15 protein-coding genes are annotated in these 21,357 nt (G+C 56.0%); 8 read left to right on the forward strand and 7 right to left on the reverse strand.

Annotated features, from left to right (window positions below; all coding sequences use genetic code 11):
- Positions 1–67: 67 nt before the first annotated feature.
- Entirely contained in the window at positions 68–4,975 is a 4,908-nt protein-coding gene (locus E3U32_RS06955; RefSeq protein ID WP_286164213.1) for an Ig-like domain-containing protein, read from the reverse strand.
- 201 nt (positions 4,976–5,176) lie between these two features.
- Here E3U32_RS06955 and E3U32_RS06960 point away from each other — a divergent pair, with 201 nt between their 5' ends.
- Both E3U32_RS06960 and E3U32_RS06965 read left to right on the forward strand, forming a co-directional pair.
- Positions 5,177–5,887 carry a response regulator transcription factor gene (locus E3U32_RS06960; RefSeq protein ID WP_286164215.1) on the forward strand — a complete coding sequence of 237 codons (711 nt, stop codon included), beginning with the start codon at positions 5,177–5,179 and terminating at the stop codon, positions 5,885–5,887.
- Between the two features lie 184 nt (positions 5,888–6,071).
- Positions 6,072–7,721, forward strand: a complete 1,650-nt coding sequence (locus E3U32_RS06965; protein WP_134348187.1) for an alpha,alpha-trehalase — start codon at positions 6,072–6,074, stop codon at positions 7,719–7,721.
- A 47-nt stretch (positions 7,722–7,768) separates the two neighbouring features.
- Here E3U32_RS06965 and E3U32_RS06970 read toward each other — a convergent pair whose 3' ends face one another.
- Positions 7,769–9,358, reverse strand: coding sequence for an STY4199 family HEPN domain-containing protein (locus E3U32_RS06970; RefSeq protein ID WP_134348188.1), 1,590 nt, complete (start codon positions 9,356–9,358; stop codon positions 7,769–7,771).
- Positions 9,359–9,505: 147 nt separating this feature from the next.
- Between E3U32_RS06970 and E3U32_RS06975 the strand changes: the two genes are divergently transcribed.
- Complete coding sequence (locus E3U32_RS06975; protein WP_134348189.1) at positions 9,506–10,045, forward strand: GNAT family N-acetyltransferase; 540 nt, start codon at positions 9,506–9,508, stop codon at positions 10,043–10,045.
- A 72-nt stretch (positions 10,046–10,117) separates the two neighbouring features.
- The gene (locus tag E3U32_RS06980; RefSeq protein ID WP_134348190.1) at positions 10,118–10,456 is read left to right on the forward strand and encodes a lysozyme; all 339 of its coding nucleotides are present in this window, start codon (positions 10,118–10,120) and stop codon (positions 10,454–10,456) included.
- On the opposite strand, the gene E3U32_RS06985 is transcribed toward E3U32_RS06980, so the two are convergent.
- Together E3U32_RS06985 and E3U32_RS06990 are read right to left on the reverse strand one after the other, a co-directional pair.
- A complete protein-coding gene (locus E3U32_RS06985; protein ID WP_134348191.1) occupies positions 10,435–11,037 on the reverse strand; it encodes a response regulator transcription factor in 603 nt (200 codons plus the stop codon). The two genes, E3U32_RS06980 and E3U32_RS06985, sit on opposite strands and share 22 nt — an antisense overlap.
- A 173-nt stretch (positions 11,038–11,210) precedes the next feature.
- The gene (locus E3U32_RS06990; protein ID WP_134348219.1) at positions 11,211–11,969 is read right to left on the reverse strand and encodes an SDR family NAD(P)-dependent oxidoreductase; all 759 of its coding nucleotides are present in this window, start codon (positions 11,967–11,969) and stop codon (positions 11,211–11,213) included.
- A 119-nt stretch (positions 11,970–12,088) separates the two neighbouring features.
- Here E3U32_RS06990 and E3U32_RS06995 point away from each other — a divergent pair, with 119 nt between their 5' ends.
- From E3U32_RS06995 to E3U32_RS07005, 3 genes are all read left to right on the forward strand, one after another.
- Entirely contained in the window at positions 12,089–12,988 is a 900-nt protein-coding gene (locus tag E3U32_RS06995) for a LysR family transcriptional regulator (protein WP_134348192.1), read from the forward strand.
- 50 nt (positions 12,989–13,038) lie between these two features.
- Complete coding sequence (gene yhjD, locus E3U32_RS07000; protein WP_134348193.1) at positions 13,039–14,064, forward strand: inner membrane protein YhjD; 1,026 nt, start codon at positions 13,039–13,041, stop codon at positions 14,062–14,064.
- A gap of 260 nt (positions 14,065–14,324) precedes the next feature.
- Entirely contained in the window at positions 14,325–15,647 is a 1,323-nt protein-coding gene (locus tag E3U32_RS07005; protein WP_134348194.1) for an MFS transporter, read from the forward strand.
- A gap of 77 nt (positions 15,648–15,724) precedes the next feature.
- Here the strand turns inward: E3U32_RS07005 and E3U32_RS07010 are convergent, their stop codons facing one another.
- The gene (locus E3U32_RS07010; RefSeq protein WP_134348195.1) at positions 15,725–17,767 is read right to left on the reverse strand and encodes an AsmA family protein; all 2,043 of its coding nucleotides are present in this window, start codon (positions 17,765–17,767) and stop codon (positions 15,725–15,727) included.
- 66 nt (positions 17,768–17,833) lie between these two features.
- A complete protein-coding gene (pdeH, locus tag E3U32_RS07015) occupies positions 17,834–18,607 on the reverse strand; it encodes a cyclic-guanylate-specific phosphodiesterase (RefSeq protein ID WP_134348196.1) in 774 nt (257 codons plus the stop codon).
- Between the two features lie 229 nt (positions 18,608–18,836).
- On the opposite strand from pdeH, the gene E3U32_RS07020 reads away from it, so the two are divergent.
- On the forward strand, positions 18,837–19,766 hold the full coding sequence (locus E3U32_RS07020; RefSeq protein ID WP_134348197.1) for a sugar kinase: 930 nt from the start codon (positions 18,837–18,839) through the stop codon (positions 19,764–19,766).
- A gap of 63 nt (positions 19,767–19,829) precedes the next feature.
- Here the strand turns inward: E3U32_RS07020 and E3U32_RS07025 are convergent, their stop codons facing one another.
- The gene (locus E3U32_RS07025) at positions 19,830–21,323 is read right to left on the reverse strand and encodes a M16 family metallopeptidase (protein ID WP_134348198.1); all 1,494 of its coding nucleotides are present in this window, start codon (positions 21,321–21,323) and stop codon (positions 19,830–19,832) included.
- Positions 21,324–21,357: the final 34 nt, after the last annotated feature.

Raw genomic sequence — 21,357 nt, forward strand, 5'->3', positions numbered from 1 at the left:
CTGTTTATGTTCTGGTCTAAAAGCTTCCGGAGGCTCCGGTTCAGGAGCCTCACTTTCCTGGCATCAATTAATGGTTCTGTAGCGTGACCGTGACTCCCATCTGAACGAGGATCTCGGTATTCAGGCTATCCATCTGATAAGACTGATACTCCACTCCCCCAACATTCACCGTCCCGCCATCGGTCCAGTTCCCCGGGTCCATACCGTTCGGCAGCAGGTCGCTCAGATTCACCGTGTCGCCCGCGTCGCCCTTCACCATCATTTGGTTGAAGTCGTTGTCGTGGAACAGGTTCTGCGTGGCGTTTTCCAGCACATCACCCGCGCTCAGCGTCAGGGTGTTGTTGCCTGTTCCCGTAATGTCGAACACTTCCACTGACTGGACAGGATGGGTCAGCGCGCTCAGGTCGAGGTGCTGATCCGCCCCCAGCAGCTTCAGCGTGTCGGTGCCTTCGCCACCCTGAATCACCGCGTCGGTCAGGCTGGTCACATCCGCAACCTGATACAGGTTGTCCGCCGCGTCGCCGTACCAGACATCGCCCAGGTTATCCGCCAGGAACTCGCCTGGGGTGACGGTTTTCGCCGTTCCGCTTACCACCAGGTTATCGATGCTGAAGCCAAACCCGGAGCTGGTCGCCTGTTCCTCGTGGTGGATCTCCATCCGGTAAACCGGCGTATCATCCGGGCTGGTAAACGACACCGGGACGTTACGGTTAGGGAGGAAGGCGCTCACCGACTGAGATCCAATCTCCTTGCCGTTAATGTCGTAGAACGTCACCACCGTCGACGGGCCGGCAAAACGCGGGTTGAAAACGAAATCGATCGTTTTAGCGCCATACTGGAAGTCAACAAACATGCTGGCTTGCATCCCGGTATCCGTTGAGGTGCTGTACAAATACAGGCTGTTGGTGCTTCCCGTCCCGATGACCTGTTTGTCGAATTCATAATCCGCCGTGCCGGTATCCGGAGTGTGGGAGAAACGCATCCCGTGCACCCATGCGCCCGCATTAATGTCCGCGAACTCCGTATCGTCTTCGAAGCTATTGGTACTGGTGAACGCGCTGGTGCGGTAGCTTGAGCTGTTACCCGCCGCGTCAACAATCGCCGCGCCCACCGGAATATCGGTGTAGCCGCCCGGTGGCAGACTCAGGGTCACGTTGCCGTTAGCGATGTCGGCGGCCGTCAGCGTATGGGTCACGGTAATGTCGCCGCTCTTCACCAGCACGGTGTCGCCCTCGACAATCCCGCTGCCCGGCAGCGTCACCGTCACGTCGTTACCGCTGCGCACCACGTCGGTCGGCTCATCCGGCGCCACCTGATCCAGCACCACCTTCTGCGAGGATTCGGTGTAGTTCCCGGCGATATCGACCACGCGCGTCAGGACAGTCCAGTCCGCGCTATGCCCCTGGCCATCGACAAACGCCCATTTGTCGCCGTCAACCATGGCTTCCAGCCAGGTTTTCCCACCGTCAGTGGAGACCAGCACTTTCCCGCCCGCTTCCAGCGGGGCCGAAAGATGGCCGCTGACCAGGCTACCCACCTGACCACTGTTGGTGATGAAGTCGTTGCCGTTGACACCGGAGTCATGGGTCATCGCATCGACCACCGCGTTGCTGGTTGGCGCGTCGGTATCAATGATGATTTTCCATTCCGCCGACGGCGCGCTTTGTACGCCGGTCGGGCTCTGGAATACCGTTTTCAGCGCCAGCTCGGTACCGTTGTTCTGCGCAGGCAGGGTGTAGTTCCAGGTGTTACCCGGCCCTACGGTCACGGAGTCGAGCAGCGTGGTGCCGTCGTAAATAAACACGACATCACCCGCGACGCCGGTCCCGTGCAGGGTTGGCGTGGTGTCATCGGTCACCGCCGGGTTCGCCAGGTCGCCCTGCACCAGCCCTACGTCATCCGATACGCTATCGAATGAGCCAACCGGTACGCGGGTATCCAGCGTCAGTTCAAACGGCGCCGTCTGCGCGCTGTCACCGGTGCCGGTATTTTCACTGGCGGTGATCTGGTACGTCCCATCAGCGGTCAGCGCCGGGTTGAAGGTGTATTTCCACGCACCGGTAGCCGGGTCAGCGATCACGGTGTCGACAAACTTGCCGTCCAGATACACTTTCACTTCAGCACCAGGCGTCGCGCGGCCCACAACGGTAGGTGTCGTGTCATCGGTATGGCTGCCGCTGGCCAGATTGCCCTTCAGCGCCCCTTCATCGTCTTCCACGTGGCTGATAGACACGCCGTTGAGGCTGGTGTCCACGATGAAGTGGATCGGAGCAGACTCCGGGCCGACGTTACCGGCTTTGTCTTCAATCGAGACTTTCCAGGTGTAATCACCGTCCGCCAGGGCCGGTGCCGGGGTATAACTCCAGTTACCGCTGCCATCTACCGGCACGCGCACGGTGGTGCCGTTCCCCAGATCGATGATCGCGGTACCGTCAGGTTCACCCTTACCACGGTAGGTTGGGGTGTTGTCGTCGGTGGTGCCGTTATCCGCAATAATGCCCGGCGTGCCGAAGTCGTCCCACAGCTCAATATCCGTAGGTGCCAGCGGATCAACGGAATCCACAATAATCACCCACTCGCCGGTTTCCGGGCTGCGGTTGCCCACGGCGTTTTCCGCGACCGCGTGGAAGCGGTGCTCGCCCTGTGCCAGTGCAGTGTCGAAATCGATAGTCCAGGTGCCACCCGTAACCACAGCGCTACCGATCGGCGTCGGGTTAGTGCCGTCGTACAGGTAAATCGTCGTACCGTCCTGACCCGTACCGGTGATGGTCGGTTTGTCGTCGTTCGTGATGCCACCCTGCTGTACGGTACCAACATGAGCATCGACATCGTCGATAACGTCCGTGATCGCCGGAGCAGGAGGAATACCGCCTGCCACCAGTTCAAACGCGAACGCGTCAGACGGTTCAGAACGCAGACCTGCCTTATCATCGGCAACCACTTTCACATCGTAGTGGCCGTTCATCAGCGCCGGAGATGGCGTCCAGGTCCAGTTGCCTGTCGGGTCAGCGGTAACGGAATCCACTTCCTTACCGTTAACGATGATGCGCACTACGCTGTTTTTCTCAGCGGTACCGGTAAAGGTCGGAGTACTGTCATCGGTGATATCGCCGTTGGCCAGATTGCCCGTTTTCAGGCCAGCATCATCAAACACGCTGTCAATCGTCGGTTTTGCCGGCGGCGTGGTGTCTACGATGAAACCGATCGGATCGGACGGCTCGCTGTCGTTACCCACCGGATCGGTGATCACCACAACCGCTTCATGTTCGCCTTCCGGCAGCGGTTTCTCAGGCGTTACTTCCCACTTACCGTCATCGCCGACAATCGCGGTACCGACGACTTCATCGTCAATAATCAGACGCACAGTGTCGCCTGGCGTACCGTTGTCGCCACTGAATACCGGCTGGGTGTCGTCGGTGGTATCACCATCGTGTATAGGACCCACAACCGGTCCCTGGTCGTCTTCAACGTCACCAATGACCGGCTTGTCAGGGCCTTGCAGATCAACGATAAATTCGAAATCATCAGACGGTTCGCTGGCGTTGCCTTCTGGATCGGTAATCACCACTTTCCCGGTGTGGCTGCCTTCCGGCAGCGGTTTCTCAGGCGTCACTTCCCACTTACCGTCGTCACCAACGATCGCGGTGCCGACCAGTTCATCGTCCACGATCAGTCTGACGGTATCGCCAGGCGTGCCGTTTTCACCGCGGAACGTCGGCTGCGTATCGTCAGTCGCGCCGCCGTTCTGGATTGGGCCCACCACGGTACCGGCGTCATCTTCCACTTCCCCGATGATCGGTTTTTCTGGCGTCACGATAAATTTGAAGTCATCAGACGGTTCGCTGTCGTTCCCGGCCGGATCGGTAATGATCACCTTCCCGGCGTGGCTGCCTTCCGGCAGTGGTTTCTCAGGCGTCACTTCCCATTTGCCGTCTTCACCGACGATAGCGGTACCGACCACTTCGTCGTCAACGATCAGGCGTACGGTATCGCCAGGCGTGGCACCTTCACCGTGGAAGACCGGCTGTTTATCGTCAGTCGCATCGCCGTTATGGATTGGGCCCGTTACCGCGCCAACGTCGTCTTCCACTTCGCCAATGATCGGCTTAACAGGCGCTTCAAGATCGACGGTGAAATCAAAAGAATCGCTCGGCGCGCTGGTGCGACCATCCGGGCCTTTACCGATCAGCACAATGCTGTGGTCGCCGTGCGCCAGCGGGGTTTCCGGCGTCCAGGTCCAGGTGCCGTCTGCGCCCACACGGGTTTCGCCGAGCTTGACGTTGTTTTCCCAGAACTCAACGATATCGCCCGCTTTGCCTTTACCGCTAAACGTTGGCGTGGCGTCATCGGTCACGCCGTTTTGTGGGATCGAGCCGGTTTTCGTGCCGAAATCGTCGTGCACGTCGGTCAGTTCAGGGGTGGTGACAGGCGCAACGGTGCCTTTTTTGTCTCCGCCATCGTCACGGTTATGACGAATGATGGCGCCCAGGCCCACCAGCGCACCAATCCCGGCTAACGCACCCAGCGCCAGCAAGGCAGGAGAGAATGCGGTACCCGCAACGGCCAGACCGTCCAGGCCCGCAATGGCACCTGCACCCAGCGCCTGAGCGGAGGATTCGCCATCCAGCAGGAATGCAGCTTTGTGGTCGTCGTCGCCGTCAGTGGCAATGTACTCATGCCATTGACCATCTTCGCCTTTACCGACCAGCTCACCTGGGTTATCGAAATAGTCTTCAATGATCAGCTGTGGCTGATCCTCGTCAGTGCCTTCCAGCATGACGAACAAGTCTTTGCCTACGCGTTTCAGCGTAATGTTTTCTGGCGCGACGCCATTTTCCCCTTCAGCAAGAATGTATTTTGCATTCGGGATGGCTTTGATTTTGACAGCACTGCCAACCTTTTCACTGCGCAGAACGTCAGCTTTGACAATCGTATCTTTATCAACGACTGCAATATTTACTGGCTTGAGAGTCATGTTTAAATTCTCGTGTAAATAATCGATCTGTGTCCGCGCAACGCGCCAGACGCACTTCCATACGGGATACATTCCCTGGCTGACGCTATCTTCCCGGCTGGCAAGTTTTGGCTTAATAAGACCTGTCGCAAACCGGTCTTATATGTCTCAGGAGGGGGAAAGTGGCACTGTCATCTGACGGTATATGGACGCCAGAAAATAATGGCGAAGATAAAGACAAGTCTTAGTCAACTTTTTTTTGCGTGGATGGAAAATGACATTTTTGTCACTCAATCAGGACAATCAGGAATGTCAGATAAAAAAGTCATTCTCATGGATGCCAGTTCATTACTCCGGACAGGCATCCAGGGTTTATTAGCAGAACACGGTTATCAGACAGCGGCACAATTCCTCACGATTGAGGCAATGCTCAGCGCGTTGCCGATGTTACAGGCTGACCTGATTATTATGGAGCATCTGCAACAGAGCCCCGATGTTTTCTCTCAACTGGTACATATAAGAAAAGCCTACCCTGATATTAAGGTTCTTATTTTGTCTTCGTCCTCCAGCGATTTTCATATTCAGTTGAGCCGACGGGCCGGTGCATCAGGCTATATAAATAAAAACAGTTCGTTAGAGAAAATCATTAGTACCGTCAACAAAATCACATCCGGTGGATATTGCTATGGCTCAGAGCTATGGCAACACCACGCCCGGTATCCCCGGGATGCATCACTGTTATTATCGCTGTCGCATATTGACATCTGTATTTTGCGCTATATTTCTGCGGGCTACAGCAATCAAATTATCGCCTCGATGCTGAATATGAATAATAAAAAAGTGAGCGCGTATAAGCAGCGCATCATGGCAAAATTTAAAATGACCCGTCTGGCGGAGCTGGTGGATCTGGCAAAACGGAATTATCTGTACTGAACGCCGGATGGCGCCCGGACGACGCCATGTTCGGGCTTATTTACATAATTCGTTGCAAACGAATGCTCCGAAAATAGTGATCTACCGCACATTTCCCTCCCCATCTACCGAAGCGAATGTCTACGCTTATAAGACGCCCGGATAAACCTGTCTTTTGAACACACAACCGGAGGTCCTTATCACCATGTTCAACCAGAAACTACAGGCTACCGAGAACATCGAGTTCGAGATTGCAGAAGAGCTGCGCTACGAGACCGATCCCTGCGAGTTAAAACTGGATGAGATGATCGAGGCGGAGCCGGAACCGGAGATGATTGAAGGGCTGCCCGCGTCGGATGCGCTGACGCCCGCAGACCGCTATCTTGAACTGTTTGAACACGTGCAGTCGTCGCGGCTGTTCGCGGACAGCAAAACCTTTCCCGACTGCGCGCCGAAGATGGACCCGCTGGATATCCTGATCCGCTATCGTAAGGTCAGACGCCACCGGGATTTCGACCTGCGCCAGTTTGTGGAGAACCACTTCTGGATGCCGGAAACGTACGGCTCAGAATATGTCTCCGACCCGGGCCAGTCCCTGAAAGAGCACATTGATAATTTGTGGCCCGTGCTGACGCGCGAGCCGCAGGATCATATTCCCTGGTCTTCCCTGCTGGCGCTGCCGCAGGCTTATATCGTTCCCGGCGGACGATTCAGCGAGACCTACTACTGGGATTCGTACTTCTCCATGCTGGGGCTGGCGGAGAGTGGCCGTAACGATCTGCTGAAGTGTATGGCGGATAACTTCGCCTGGCTGATTGAGCGCTACGGGCATATCCCCAACGGCAACCGTACCTATTATCTCAGCCGCTCTCAGCCGCCGGTCTTTGCGCTGATGGTGGAGCTGTTTGAAGAGGACGGGGTGCGCGGTGCGAAACGCTACCTTGAGCACCTCAAAATGGAGCACGCCTTCTGGATGGACGGCGCGGAGTCGCTGCTGCTTAACCAGGCTTACCGCAGTGCGGTGCGTATGCCGGATGGCTCATTGCTGAACCGCTACTGGGACGACCGCGATACGCCGCGCGACGAATCGTGGATTGAGGATGTGGAGACGGCCCGCCATTCCGGTCGTCCACCGAACGAAGTGTATCGCGATCTGCGCGCGGGTGCGGCCTCCGGTTGGGATTACTCCTCCCGCTGGCTGCGCGAGCCGGGCCGGCTTGCCAGCATTCGCACCACGCAGTTTATCCCTATCGATTTGAACGCCTTCCTGTTCAAACTGGAAAGCGCTATCGCTAACATCTCGGCGTCGAAAGGAGATAAAGAGACGGCAGACCTGTTCCGCCAGAAAGCCAGCGATCGCCGGGCCGCGGTGAACCGCTATCTGTGGGATGACGAGAGCGGCTGCTACCGCGATTACGACTGGCGACGCGAAGAACAGGCCCTGTTCTCGGCAGCCAGCATTGTGCCTCTGTACGTTGGCATGGCGACCCATGAGCAGGCCGAGCGCTTGTCTGATGCCGTCAAATCGCGGCTGCTGACGCCGGGCGGGATTCTGGCAACCGAGTACGAAACTGGCGAGCAGTGGGATAAACCCAACGGCTGGGCACCGCTGCAGTGGATGGCGATTCAGGGGTTCAAGCAGTATGGCAATGACTCGCTGGGTGATGAGATTGCCTGGAGCTGGCTGCATACGGTGAACCATTTTTATAAGACGCATCATAAGCTGATTGAGAAGTACCACATCGCCAGCAGTACGCCGCGCGAAGGGGGCGGGGGTGAGTATCCCCTGCAGGATGGCTTCGGCTGGACCAACGGCGTGGTGCGCCGGCTGATTGGGTTGTATGGGGAACCTTGAGTGGGGTGCGGTCTGATCCCCTCTCCCGGTGGGAGAGGGAGAATCGATCAGCGGATCACTTCATAAATGGCAGTCTGAATAGCCTGCCATTTTTTCGTCTCTGAGCCCGGTTGTGCCTGGGCACGGCGTTTCGCCATATCGGCATCATGCTGCTGGCGTTTCACCACGGCAGGCACGGTGCAGAAGGCTTTAAGATACTCTTTACGTACTGAGGTCAGAGACTCGCCGTTTGACATGGCGTGGCTGAGCGTGTTGATGAAGCGTCGACACGGCTTCTCTTCCACCATGTTCTGCCGGTAGCGTAACATTAGCTCCAGCACATCGTCATAGCCTGCCGACATCGCCTCTTCGGTCCAGGAGAGCTGCCAGTCCATACCGCCCTGCAAAAAGAGCTGCGCCACGCGGGTATCGTTGCGGTTAATAGCCGAGCGGAAGTTATTCTCGTCCCAGGTCACGCCCATGCGCGTTAGCGTCTCACGCGAGGAAGGCGTCTCGCGCATTTCCTGTGGAGGCGCCGTTTCTGCAACGCTGACGGTCGCAGGCTGCGGTTTGCTGCTGGTCACCAGCCAGAATCCCCCCGCCACGATGGCAATCACCATGACGCCAACCGCCCCCCATAACGCACCGGAAATGAGCTGCTCGCGTTGTTCGGGAGTGCGCGGCGCGCGCTGGGTCGGCTTTTCAATGGTGTCACGGACTTCAAACAAATCCCCGCCGGTGACCCGATCCATTTTCTGCGCTTTTTCCCAGAAAGTGTGTAACTCGCTGGCATCCACCGCCATAAAACCGGCCGGGTTGACGCGCGTTCTGCCCTCTTCAAACGCGCGTTGAACCGGTCGCGCGATCTGCGTGTAGTAGTTATCCAGCAGCTGAATTTGCGCCGAACTTAACGTTTTCTGAACGGTAATGTTGTTGCGGATTTGCCGAATGTCGTCGAGGAAGGTTTGCAGGGTTTTACGCGGTTCAACCAGCAGCGTCAGCATGGACGGATCGCTGAACAGCGAAGCGTAATAACGGCTGAACTCTTTTTTATCCACCAGCATCTGCGCCAGTTCACTGAACATCATGCCGCTCAGGACATCGTTGATCTCGCCGAGTTTCAGCCAGCGTCTTACGCGGTCAGCGTTGAACAGGGTCTTCAGATGATTATTCAGCCGCACCTGATCGGGCCAGGCCTGCTGGATGAGCCCTTTTATCATCAGCTCTATCGCGCGTACCTGCTTTTGCGCCTGCTGCTGCTGAAGTTCGCTTCCCGGTGCCAGATCGGTGCTGTAGGTCAACAGCGGCTGCTGCAGGCGAAGATGTTCCAGCGCGGTCACAAAGCGCATCGCCGCAATAAGCTGGTTTTCACTCACATCCTGTCCGCTTTCATACTGCGGTACGCGCTGCTGCAGCAGGCGCAGCTGGAGCGTAAATTCCGACATCTCGGCATCATTCAGATTGAGCGTCTTGGCAACGGCACCCCAGCCTCCCAGGGCTAATCGCGCGCTGTCCAGCTGTTCCAGGAACCAGCGTGGATCTTTGCCCTCAGAAGCATGTACATTCAGAAGAAGCAAAATTTCCACCGACGCATGGCGAATGACCGCCAGACAGTGTTCAAACTGTTCGCGAATATGATGTGATGTGCTGAGAGTCATTATTTTCCTTAAGTGACAACGAATACATCTGAATGGGCACGTGACGGCCGTTTTTCTTTTTATTTATACGAGGTTAACCATACCTGACTTTCTGTTGAAATAAAGTGACAACCCTAAAATCATTTAAAAAGTGTCAGGAGAATCTGAATGCCTGTTTTAATCACCCCCCGCCTTCACTGCTCGCCTCTGCAGGAACAGGACTGGCCCTTTTTTCTGGCGTTGCAGCAGCACCCAGACGTCATGCGCTTTGTCGCGGAAGACCGCCCCGTCGCCGCCATCCGCGAGGCGTTTGATGCCCGTCTGACGCCCTGGACGCCAGGCAGCGCACACTGGCTGTGTCTCATCGTACGTGATGCCCTCTCCCGGGCTCCGCTGGGCGTCACCGGGTATATTCATCGGGAGGAGGACTGCGCTGAAGTGGGTTTTCTTTTCGCACCCGAGGCGCAGGGAAAAGGCTACGGCTTCGAATCCCTGCAGGCGCTTTGCCGCTATGCCTTTGAAGAAGGAGGTATACGCCGACTCACCGCCACCGTCACGGCGGGGAATATCGCCTCAAGACGTTTGCTGGAAAAAGCCTACTTTTGCCTGGAAGGGGAATTACGTGAGAGCTATTTCCTCGCGGGGCGCTGGCATAATGACTGGTTATTTGGCTTATTACGGCAGGAATATCTGAATAACCATTCCTGATCAACAGCCATTTGGCGGATATTTCTCGGCCATCGTTTCCTCTACAGTGTCGCGACTTAAGAGGAAACGAATATGAAAGGTCATGCGCTGAAAATATCTTCTGCCGCCATTGCGTTAATTAAAAAACATCAGGGTCTTTCGCTGGAGAAATACCGTGACGAAAATGGATTATGGGTTATCGGCTATGGACATGCGATCCGCGAGAGGGAAAAATTCTGCGGCCTTATTACGCCCCTGCAGGCGGAATATTTACTCCAGGAAGATATTCAGCTGTGTGAGACGCTGCTGCGGGAAATGTGTATACGCCCATTAACCCAACAGCAGCATGACGCGCTGGTAATGATGATATTCAGTTCTGAAGAGGCACCTTCACCCCAGAAAGCGAATTTTCAGGCCATCGCCCGGGTATAGAACATGGCAGCCTGCGTTCTGTTTTTCACGTCCAGCCGCCGGAAAAGCGCTTCGAGGTGCGCTTTTACCGTGGCCGCACTGATGTTGAGATTGCGTCCAATCTCTTTGTTTGACTCCCCCGCCGCCAGCAGTTTTAACACCTCCCGCTGGCGCTCGCTTAACGCTAATAACGCCTCTGGGGACGACGGTTGTTTGATCCACTCTCCCGGAAAACAGACCATCCCTCTGGATACCGAGTCCAGCACGGCGGAAAAGCGCTCGGGGCTGGCGTTTCGGGGAATAATGGCCATGACGTTTCGCTGCCGCAACTGCTCCACCCATCTGGCCTCTTTTTTCGCCAACACCATCACCACGCGTATCGCCGGAAAGCGATGCATGAGCGCTTCCAGCAACGCGGTCTCCTCGTTCTGAATTAAATTCCCGTCAATCAGGACGATAGCAGACGGCGAAGCGGATACCTGAGCCCATAAATCTTCTGCCTGACCGGTCCCTGTCATATTTATTTCCGGAATGAGCTTCTGCAGACTGTGTATCGCTCCATGAATAAATATTGACTGCCTGTCAAACATGATTACTCGCATCGTTTTTCTCCCTCTGAGAATAGCGAAGGGGGATTCTACAGAGGCTGTATTTAAGAAAAAACTCAACGAATGGAGACGTTACAAATCCCCCCGGGTTCTTTATATCTGTCAGTATTTAGACACATTCACGTTAAGGATTTCCTTAAGAGGTTCCTTCCCCTTAAGCGTATGCATCACAGGAACATCCCACCTGATACTTCAATACGTTGCGCATTCATCCAGCCCAGTTTATCGCTGAGCAGCGCCGCAATGGCATCGCCAATATCGTCCGGCAGCCCCACCCGTCCCAGCGCCGTCTGCGCAGCCAGCATCTGATTCAGCTGCGTATCGTCGCGAACGCGTCCGCCGCCAAAGTCCGTTTCTATCGCACCGGGCGCAATGATATTGACGGCTATCCCGCGCGCGCCCAGCTCTTTCGCCTGGTAACGCGTCAGCACTTCCATCGCCCCCTTCATGGCCGCGTAGGTCGCTGAGCCCGGCTGGGTAAAACGGGCCAGCCCGCTGGAGACGTTGAGGATCCGCCCACCGTCATTCAGCAAGGGCAACAGGCGCTGCGTCAGGAAGAAGGGGCCCTTGAAATGGATGTTTAACGCCTCATCAAACTGGGCTTCCGTCGTGTCGGTATAGGGCGCGTATAACCCCGTCCCGGCATTGTTTAATAAATAATCAAAGTTTTCACGCTGCCAGACCGTCTTAAGGGTTTCCTGAAGCTGCCGGGCAAAATGATCGAAACTGGCAACATCCCCGACGTTGAGCTGTAATGCCGCTGCGTTAACGCCTTTTGCCTGAATTTGGTGTACAACTTCCAGCGCTTCCTGCTGGCTACGGTTGTAGGTCAGGATAATTCCGGTGCCGTCTGCCGCCAGCTTTAAAGCAGCGTTTTTACCCAGTCCACGGCTACCACCCGTCACTAATGCGATACGTTCAGTCATCATAAACCTCGTTTTGGCTGTTATGGAGATTGAGAAAGAGCTTATTAGGTGATAGAAAATCAATAAAGAGGGTTTAAAACGCTTCACTGTTTCAACAGAGACAACAATGAGCTTCGTCTATGGATAAAATTCACGCAATGCAGTTGTTTGTCCGCGTCGCGGAGCTGGAGAGTTTTTCCCGCGCGGCAGAAACATTAACCCTGCCAAAAGGCAGCGTTTCACGGCAAATTCAGGCCCTGGAAAACCGGCTTGGCACCCAGCTCTTGCACCGCACCACGCGGCGCGTCAGCCTGACGCAGGACGGCATGGTCTATTACGAACGGGCAAAAGATCTGCTTTCAAACCTTGATGAACTCGACGGTATGTTTCAGCACGATCCCTCCAGCATCAGCGGACGGCTCCGCGTGGATATGCCCGTTGGCGTTGCGCGAAATTTAGTCATCCCCAAACTGCCTGCTTTTCTGCAGCACTATCCGGGCATTGAGCTGGAACTCAGCAGCAGCGATCGTCTGGTGGATGTCATCCGCGAAGGGTTTGACTGCGTTGTGCGCGTCGGCACGCTGAAGGATTCGGGGCTTATCGCCCGTCAGCTGGGCAAGCTGTCGGTGATAAACTGCGCCAGCCCGGATTATCTGGCGCGTTTTGGCTACCCGGAAACGCTGGACGATTTAGGCTCCCACGCCGTTATTCACTACGCCGCCACGCTGGGAAGCCGCCCGCAGGGCTTTGAATTTTATAACGGCAGTACGACACAGTGGATAAAAACGGGCGGGGTATTAACCGTTAACAGCACAGAAACCTACCATGCAGCCTGCCTTGCCGGACTGGGCATCATTCAGGTTCCGCGCGTGGGGGTGCGTGATTCTCTGCGGGCGAAAAAACTGGTTGAGATCCTCCCACAATACCGGGCTGAGCCAATGCCTGTTTCCCTGATTTATCCTCACCGACGTAACCTCTCCCGTCGCGTACATCTGTTTATGGAGTGGCTTACCGAACTCACAAAAGCTTACGTGGATTAGTCGCAAGCTATAATTCAATAACATCCAGCCAAACGAAAAGGAAAAGACGCGTGACGCCGGAAAACAACCCGCAACGACCCACCCAACATTTAGAGTATGATCCCATCAAAAAGATGGAAACCGAGCCAGAAGAGGCCAAATCGCCAGGCACCGCCGGCAAAGCGCTGGGAACCGTCACCGGCATAGTCGCGAGAATTCAGCAGTTCCCCGTGGTGGCGCATCTGATCCGTGCGACCGAGCGCTTTAATGACCGCATGGGGAACCAGTTTGGTGCCGCCATCACCTATTTTTCTTTCCTGTCGATGATCCCGATCCTGATGGTGTCATTTGCGGCGGCCGGCTTTGTGCTCGCCTCCCACCCGACGCTGCTGCAGGATATCTTCAATAAGATCCTGAATAACGTCAGCGACCCGACCCTTGCCAGCACGCTCAAAAGCACCATCAATACCGCCGTTCAGCAGCGTACTACGGTCGGTATCGTCGGTTTGCTGATTGCCCTTTACTCCGGCGTTAACTGGATGGGCAACCTGCGCGAGGCCATTCGCGCCCAGTCGCGCGATGTCTGGGAGCGTAAGCCACAGGACCAGGAGAAAATTTGGGTTAAGTACCTCCGCGACTTTATTTCGCTGATTGGCCTGCTGGTCGCCCTCATCGTGACGCTCTCCATTACCTCCGTGGCAGGCTCGGCGCAGCAGATGATTATCTCTGCACTCTATCTTGATTATATTGAGTGGCTGAAACCTGCCTGGCGCGGCATTGGGTTGGCCATTTCCATCTTCGCCAACTACCTGCTGTTCTTCTGGATCTTCTGGCGCTTGCCCCGTCATCGCCCGCGTAAAAAGGCGCTGATCCGCGGCACGTTGATTGCGGCGATCGGCTTTGAAGTCATCAAAATCGTGATGACTTACACTCTGCCGTCACTGGTGAAATCCCCTTCTGGCGCGGCGTTTGGCTCGGTGCTGGGGCTGATGGCGTTCTTCTATTTCTTCGCCCGTCTGACCTTGTTCTGCGCGGCGTGGATTGCCACGGCCGAGTACAAAGATGACCCACGGATGCCGGGCAAAACGCACCGGTAATCCCACTCTCGGGCTGAAATTTCAGCCCGAATCATCATTTCAGCATATAAATCCAGCCCGTAACTTTTATTTAACCAAAAACCAGTTTTATTGACTGATATCTAAAAACTGTGAAGCATTTCATAGACGAGTTTTGGCTGGACTGAAAATTATCCGCTTTTTGTTGCTTTTATCGCCAGCGCGAGGCTTTGTTACAGATTGAAATGTCGCTTTTGCTATGCGTAATATGGCCTTTCGTTCGACAAAAATAAGAAAATATTATGCAAGCAACAGCCACCACACTCGACCCGGGAACGGAAAACGTTCCGGTAAACTCGCGCAATAAAGTTGTCGTCGCATCGCTGATTGGCACCGCCATTGAGTTCTTCGACTTTTATATTTATGCCACCGCTGCGGTCATCGTCTTCCCGCATATCTTCTTCCCGCAGGGTGACCCGACGGCGGCCACGCTGCAGTCTCTGGCCACCTTTGCTATCGCGTTTGTGGCGCGTCCGATTGGTTCAGCGGTCTTTGGTCACTTTGGCGATCGCGTTGGCCGTAAAGTGACGCTGGTGGCTTCGCTGCTGACCATGGGTATTTCCACCGTGGCGATCGGCCTGCTGCCGACCTATGAAACCATCGGTATTCTGGCACCGGTCCTGCTGGCGCTGGCACGTTTTGGTCAGGGTCTGGGCCTGGGCGGTGAATGGGGTGGCGCGGCGCTGCTGGCCACCGAGAACGCCCCGGCGCGTAAACGCGCGCTGTATGGTTCATTCCCGCAGCTTGGCGCACCGATTGGCTTCTTCTTTGCGAACGGGACGTTCCTGCTGCTCTCCTGGCTGCTAACGGATGAGCAGTTCATGAACTGGGGCTGGCGTATCCCGTTTGTGTTCTCTGCCGTGCTGGTGCTGATTGGCCTGTACGTCCGCGTTTCCCTGCATGAGACTCCTGTTTTCGCGAAAGTTGCCGCGGCGAATAAACAGGTGAAAGTGCCGCTGGGTACGCTGCTGACCAAACACGTCCGCGTGACCGTGCTGGGCACATTTATCATGCTGGCAACCTACACGCTGTTCTACATCATGACGGTTTACTCTATGACGTTCAGTACCGCCGCCGCGCCGGTTGGGCTGGGGCTGCCGCGTAACGAAGTGCTGTGGATGCTGATGATGGCAGTGATCGGGTTTGGTGTGATGGTACCGATTGCGGGTCTGCTGGCGGATAAGTTTGGTCGCCGCTCAAGCATGATTGTGATCACCACGCTCATCATTCTGTTTGCCCTGTTCGTCTTCCCACCGCTGCTGGGATCAGGTAGCCCGGCGCTGGTCATGGCCTATCTGCTGATTGGCCTGAGCCTGATGGGGCTGACCTTTGGTCCGATGGGTGCGCTGCTGCCGGAGCTGTTCCCGACGGAAGTGCGTTACACGGGCGCGTCGTTCTCCTACAACGTTGCCTCTATTCTGGGCGCGTCCGTTGCGCCGTATATCGCTACCTGGCTGCAGGCGAACTATGGTCTGTTCTATGTTGGCGTCTATCTGGCGGCCATGGCGGCGCTGACGCTGATTGCGCTGCTGCTGACACATGAGACTAAGCATCAGGCTCTGTAAGCTAATGCCGGGTGGCGGCTACGATTCAAATGTAGGCCGGGTAAGCGCAGCGCCACCCGGCAATAACAGGCCGCACCTTATTTCTTCATCTGCGACAAAATATTCCGACACTGATTCGCTTCGCCTTCTGACGGCGAAATCAACGCCAGCAGCGCTGCGGCTGGGGTGACCAGCGTCGCGAGGGCTGCAGCTACCGCACCACGCGCAATCAGCGGGCCAGGCTTCACGCCCGCCTGCGGATTTTTGAAGGTTCCGCGCACATAAAGCGGCGAGCGCAGGGTAATGATACGAACCCCCTTACTTTCCGGGTCAATCGTCAAATCAAGCTGCTCCGAGGCCATGCTGGCGGTACCGGTCACGTTAATGACCGCATTTTCCGTGTCGAAGGCGAAAATCTGCGGACGCGCCACGCCGTTGACCAAATCCAGATTGGCCGCCGCGCAGTTCACCCGCACCTCATCATCACCGAAGATTTGCCCGATAACATAGTTACCCACGTTCAGGCCCAGGATCTCCATCAGGTTGCGGCTCACCAGCCCGTCGTTCATCAGCAGTTTGAGGTTGCCATTACTGCTTCCCAGCAGGGCCGCCACGGAATTCCCCACGCCGCGGATGTCGGCATCACCGTTCATTTCACCGAGGGTTTTCTGCATCAGCTCCACGTTGGGCATCAGTTCTTTCAGCTTGAGCCTGCGGGCCTGAATTTCGGCTCGACCCTGCATCGGCTTCTTATCGCCTTCGAGGTGAATGTTCGAAGAAATCGTCCCGCCCGCCATGCCAAACTTCAGCGGCTGCAGGCGCAGGTCGGCATTTTTGAGGAGGATATGGGTCGAAAGATTGCTGATTGGCAGAGAACTGCCATGTTCAATTTTTCCGCCCTTGAAGCGCACGTCCGCGTCCATCACATCCCACTTGTCCGTCTCAAAGCGGTCATAGGGCAGCACTTTCCCGGCCGGCTGGAGATCTTTCTTCACCTCTTTCGACTTCGTGCCTTTACCGGAATCAACGCCAATCAGCGGGCCCAGGTCGGCCAGCCGCAGCTGGCGGGACTCGACATCCCCTTCCAGTTTCGGGCGCGGTTTTCCGGTGGTGTAGGTCAGCGAGCCGTGGATGTCGCTGTCGCCGATGCGGCCGTTAAAATCCCGGTAGTCAAAAACAGACGATTTTTCGGTGTCGATTTTGGCGACCAGATGCCCGTCCGTTTCGAACGGTGGGGTATCCGGCAGCAGTACACCGGTCAGATCATACAGCTCGCCCAGCGAATCACCGGCAAATTTGAGCTGCAGGTCTACGCCGCCCATGTTCATCGGGTCGTTGACCGTCCCCACGAACGCCACGCGGGTGTTCCCGGAACGGAAGTCCGCCTGCACCGGGAACGGCGTGCCTTCGCTCCGGAGCGCCAGCATGCCGCCCATTTTCCCTTTTCCGCTTAGCGGCTGGCCGTTGTAACGCCCTTTTGCCGTCAGGCCGAATACATAGTCACCCACGTTGGCGGTGTCGCCTTTCGCTTTGGTGCCCGTGACCTCGCTAAACGGCAGCGGCTTGCCCAGCGGATCGACCAGGATCTCCACATCCGCTTTGCTGACTTTATCGTCGATGGCGATCCGCCCGCGATCGAAGAGAATATTGTCGAGACGGAATGACCAGGAAGAGGGCTGGGCATTCGGATCTTTTTCGCTATCGCTGGCAAGGTTAAACGTCCAGTTGTTGTTTTTTTCTGAGAGGCGGATCAGGCGCGCATCGGGCTGCTGAAGTTTGATCCACGGCAGATAGACCGTTTTGGTGAAGAGCGCGAGCGGAGCCAGCGTGGCTTCAACCCGCGGCAGATGAACCATTGTGACGTCGGGAATATCCGGCGGGTTACCGAGAATGATGTCGTCGGCATGGACGTGTGGCCAGGGGATCCAGCTTCGCCAGCCGGGCTCCTCTTTCTGACGCTCCCACACCACCCCTAAATCACCGCGTATGGCGAAGGGGCGATTCAGTTCGGTTGAGACTTTCTGGTTGATGGTCGGCTTAAGACGGTTCCAGTCAAACGTCGCAATAATGATGACGACGACCACGATCAACAACAAGAAAATCCCTGCTGTCCAGGAGATTACCCTGGTTGTTTTAGTCATTTTTTATCCCCTTTCCTGATGACCTGTCCTGTAAAACTATAGTCCAGACAAAGGGAAGCGGGCTTATCAGAGGGTCGTTATCACGCTATCGAGGCGATCCATGGGTACCGGGCGAGAGAGGAAATAGCCTTGCGCCGCGGCGGCGGGAGAGTTTTGCACATCACGCCACTCTTCCAGCGTCTCCACGCCTTCAACAATCACGCCCTGGCAATAGCGGTTCATCAACTGTAATAACAGCGTAAAGAGATTCCGCCCTTCCGGGGTCTGACGCAGCATAATGAACAGATCGCGGGCCACTTTAATGTAGTCGTAACGCACTTCACTCAGGGCAGAGAAGTTCGCCATGCCGGTGCCAAAGTCATCCAGCCACAGCGGGCCAAATTCGCACATCGACGCAAACGAGGAGTCCTGCGGCAGGCGGACATGCTCCACCAGCTCAAAGCGCATCCACGGTAGGGTGGCGATCAGCTCCTGCAAGGTCGCGTTCTGACGCAGCGCCAGCAGGGTTGGACCATCGACGTTGACCGAGGCGAGGATATCGTGCTGTTCGAAAAAGGACTGCTTCGTCGCCAGCATACGGAGCTGCTCTTCCAGCACATCCAGACGCTGGCGAACGGCCACCTCGGCAAAATAGCGATCAGGTGCGATACGCTGAGAAGGGTTTGATGGATGCGTCACAACGGTCAAAATTTCAATGGCCATCAGTCGACCATCGGTTCGATAGATCGGCTGATAGGTGTACGCACGCTCACATTGCAGCCAGTAGCGATGCTCCTGCAAGTTCTCAATACTTGCCTCAGGCGTAGTGCTCAGCCGCTGGATAACCTGCTCTGACTTCATTTCAGATGTCCTGTTGTTGGGATGGCCTTTCTGGACTCGTCAAAGGATTATCGGCGCGACAATTGAGAACTTTATGTTCAATTCACCGGGAAAATGAAATTAAGATGACAGAAATGGGCAGGAATACGCGCTGGCTCAAATAAAATAATGGAACGTTGTTTTAATATAGTTGACCGGTTAATTCACTCAGCGCACACTGCTGATAATTCTTCTGTTCAGGTTCACGACTATGTCCAAAAAAATTGCCGTGATTGGCGAATGCATGATTGAGCTGTCACAAAAAGGCGCGGAAGTTAGCCGCGGATTTGGTGGCGATACGTTAAACACATCCGTTTATATTGCCCGTCAGGTTACGCCTGAGGCGCTCACCGTGAACTACGTTACCGCCCTCGGCACGGACAGCTTCAGCCAGCAAATGCTGGAGGCCTGGCAGAGTGAACATGTTGAAACGTCGCTGATCCAGCGTATGGAAAACCGCCTCCCGGGGCTTTACTACATCGAAACCGACAGCACCGGCGAGCGCACGTTTTATTACTGGCGTAACGAAGCCGCAGCCAAATTCTGGCTGGAGAGCGACGCGGCCGCTGGCATCTGCGAAGCGCTGGCGACATTTGACTATCTTTATCTGAGCGGGATCAGTCTGGCGATCCTGAGCCCCACCAGCCGTGAAAAGCTGCTCTCGCTGCTGCGCGAATGCCGTGCAAACGGCGGGAAGGTTATTTTTGATAACAACTACCGTCCGCGCCTGTGGGCCAGCAGCGAAGAGACGCAGCAGGTCTATCAGCAGATGCTGCAATGCACTGACATCGCCTTCCTGACGCTCGACGACGAAGACGCCCTGTGGGGTGAGAAGCCGGTTGATGAGGTGATTGCACGCACGCAGGCGGCTGGCGTAAGCGAAGTGGTGATTAAGCGCGGTGCGGATTCATGCCTGGTCGCAGTGGCGGGTGAAGCGGTGGTTGACGTCCCGGCGGTGAAGCTTGCCAAAGAGAAAGTGATTGATACCACGGCGGCGGGTGATTCATTCAGCGCGGGCTATCTGGCGGTTCGTCTGACGGGCGGTACCCCGGAAGCGGCGGCACAGCGTGGGCACCTGACGGCCAGCACCGTTATTCAGTATCGCGGGGCGATTATTCCGCGTGAAGCGATGCCTGCTTAAGTAGGGTGCGGGCTGATGCCCTCACCCTAACCCTCTCCCGGTGGGAGAGGGAATTTTCATTCACTACTGCCCCTGCGGAATATCCGTCGCGTCCGGGTGTAAATCATCAGCCGTGGCGGCCTGCGCCGGCTGCGACGCAGTAGCCATAATGGAATCCCAGGTTGTCTGAAGTTCCTTCATGTCATATTCCGGCTCGCCCTTCGGTTGCAGGAGGATTAAAGCCATCTCCTGCGACAGCTGCTGACGGAGGTCCTGATTGAGCATGTCGACGGTCAGACCGTTCAGGAAGTCCTGACGAAGCTTCTGGTACTGTTCCGGCGCAATGTCCACTACCTGATTCTGCAGGGAGCGAATACGCTGGCTGATCAGAATGTCGGTATCGGCGCGAGCGTAGGTCGCAAAAAGCTTCTGCAGCTCGAGTTTTTTCTGAGCCACAAGCGCGTTGAATTCCTCTTCGGAAAGCCCTTCTTTACGCACTTTTGCCAGCTCTTTCGCGACCACACCCAAATTCGCATTCAGCTTATCGCCAGGCGATTCAACATTAATGGCGCATTGCGCACGCTGGAACAGCACGCGGCAGTCAAAGCCAAGGCCGATATTCTTCACGTTGTTCTTACTGAGCGTCTGCTGAACATGCCAGAACAGCGCTTCACGCGCCAGATCGGCACGCCAGTAGCGCAACATCGCCGCGGACTCACGGATTGGCTGCCAGGCGTTATCCCACATCACAGAGAGGCGGTCCTGGCGCACGGTGTCCGTCATAATGCTGACAGGCTCTGCACGCAGTGGGGAGAGCGTCGGGACAGGGGCTGGCGATTCACGCTTGCCTTTTAGATCACCAAACGCTTTGTTGATCTGCTCAACCACCGCGCGGCTGTCCACGTTACCCACCACGATCAGCGTCATCGCGTCCGGGGTGTACCATTTCTGGTAGAACGATTTTACCTGTTCGGCGTCCACGGGCTGTTTCAGCGGTTCGGCTGGATCGTGCCCCAGTAACGTCGAGCCTTTCAGGCGGTAACGCCACCAGCCCTCTTTGGTATCCCCAGGCCAGGTCGCCACCATGTCACTGTTGCTCAACGCATAGTTGACGGTGTCTGGTGTAATCGCCAGATTGCCAGAGGCATCGGAGAGATACGTCAGCGCTTCTTTAAGCAGATCGTTACGGTTATTAGGCAGGCTCAGGTTAAACATGGTGTAGTCATATGAGACAACAGCAGGTGGAAGTGGGCGTTTCGGATCGATGGCCTGTTGCCAAAGCGAACGCACCTGAACCGCTTGCAGGCTGCCGCTCTGAGTGAGCGCCAGCCGGGGAATAAAGTGACTGAAACCGGTTTGCTGGGTGCTTTCCGTGAGGGAGCCGGTATTAACAGACAGACGGATTTCAATACGGTCACTGGGACGTTGCGGAGTGGCTAACACCTGCCACTGAAAACCGTTCGCTAATGTCCCTTGTTGCCAGGCCGGGTCTGGCTGGAGCGCATCTGCCTGCACATAACTGGCTGCTGCCATCATCAGCAAACCGCCGGTTAAGAGTCGAATTTTTGTGCCCTGCATGTGAACCCCTGATCAACATTCCTGGTTAAAAAAG

This window comes from Lelliottia nimipressuralis, from assembly GCF_004402045.1.
In the GTDB taxonomy this organism is placed as follows: domain Bacteria; phylum Pseudomonadota; class Gammaproteobacteria; order Enterobacterales; family Enterobacteriaceae; genus Enterobacter; species Enterobacter chinensis.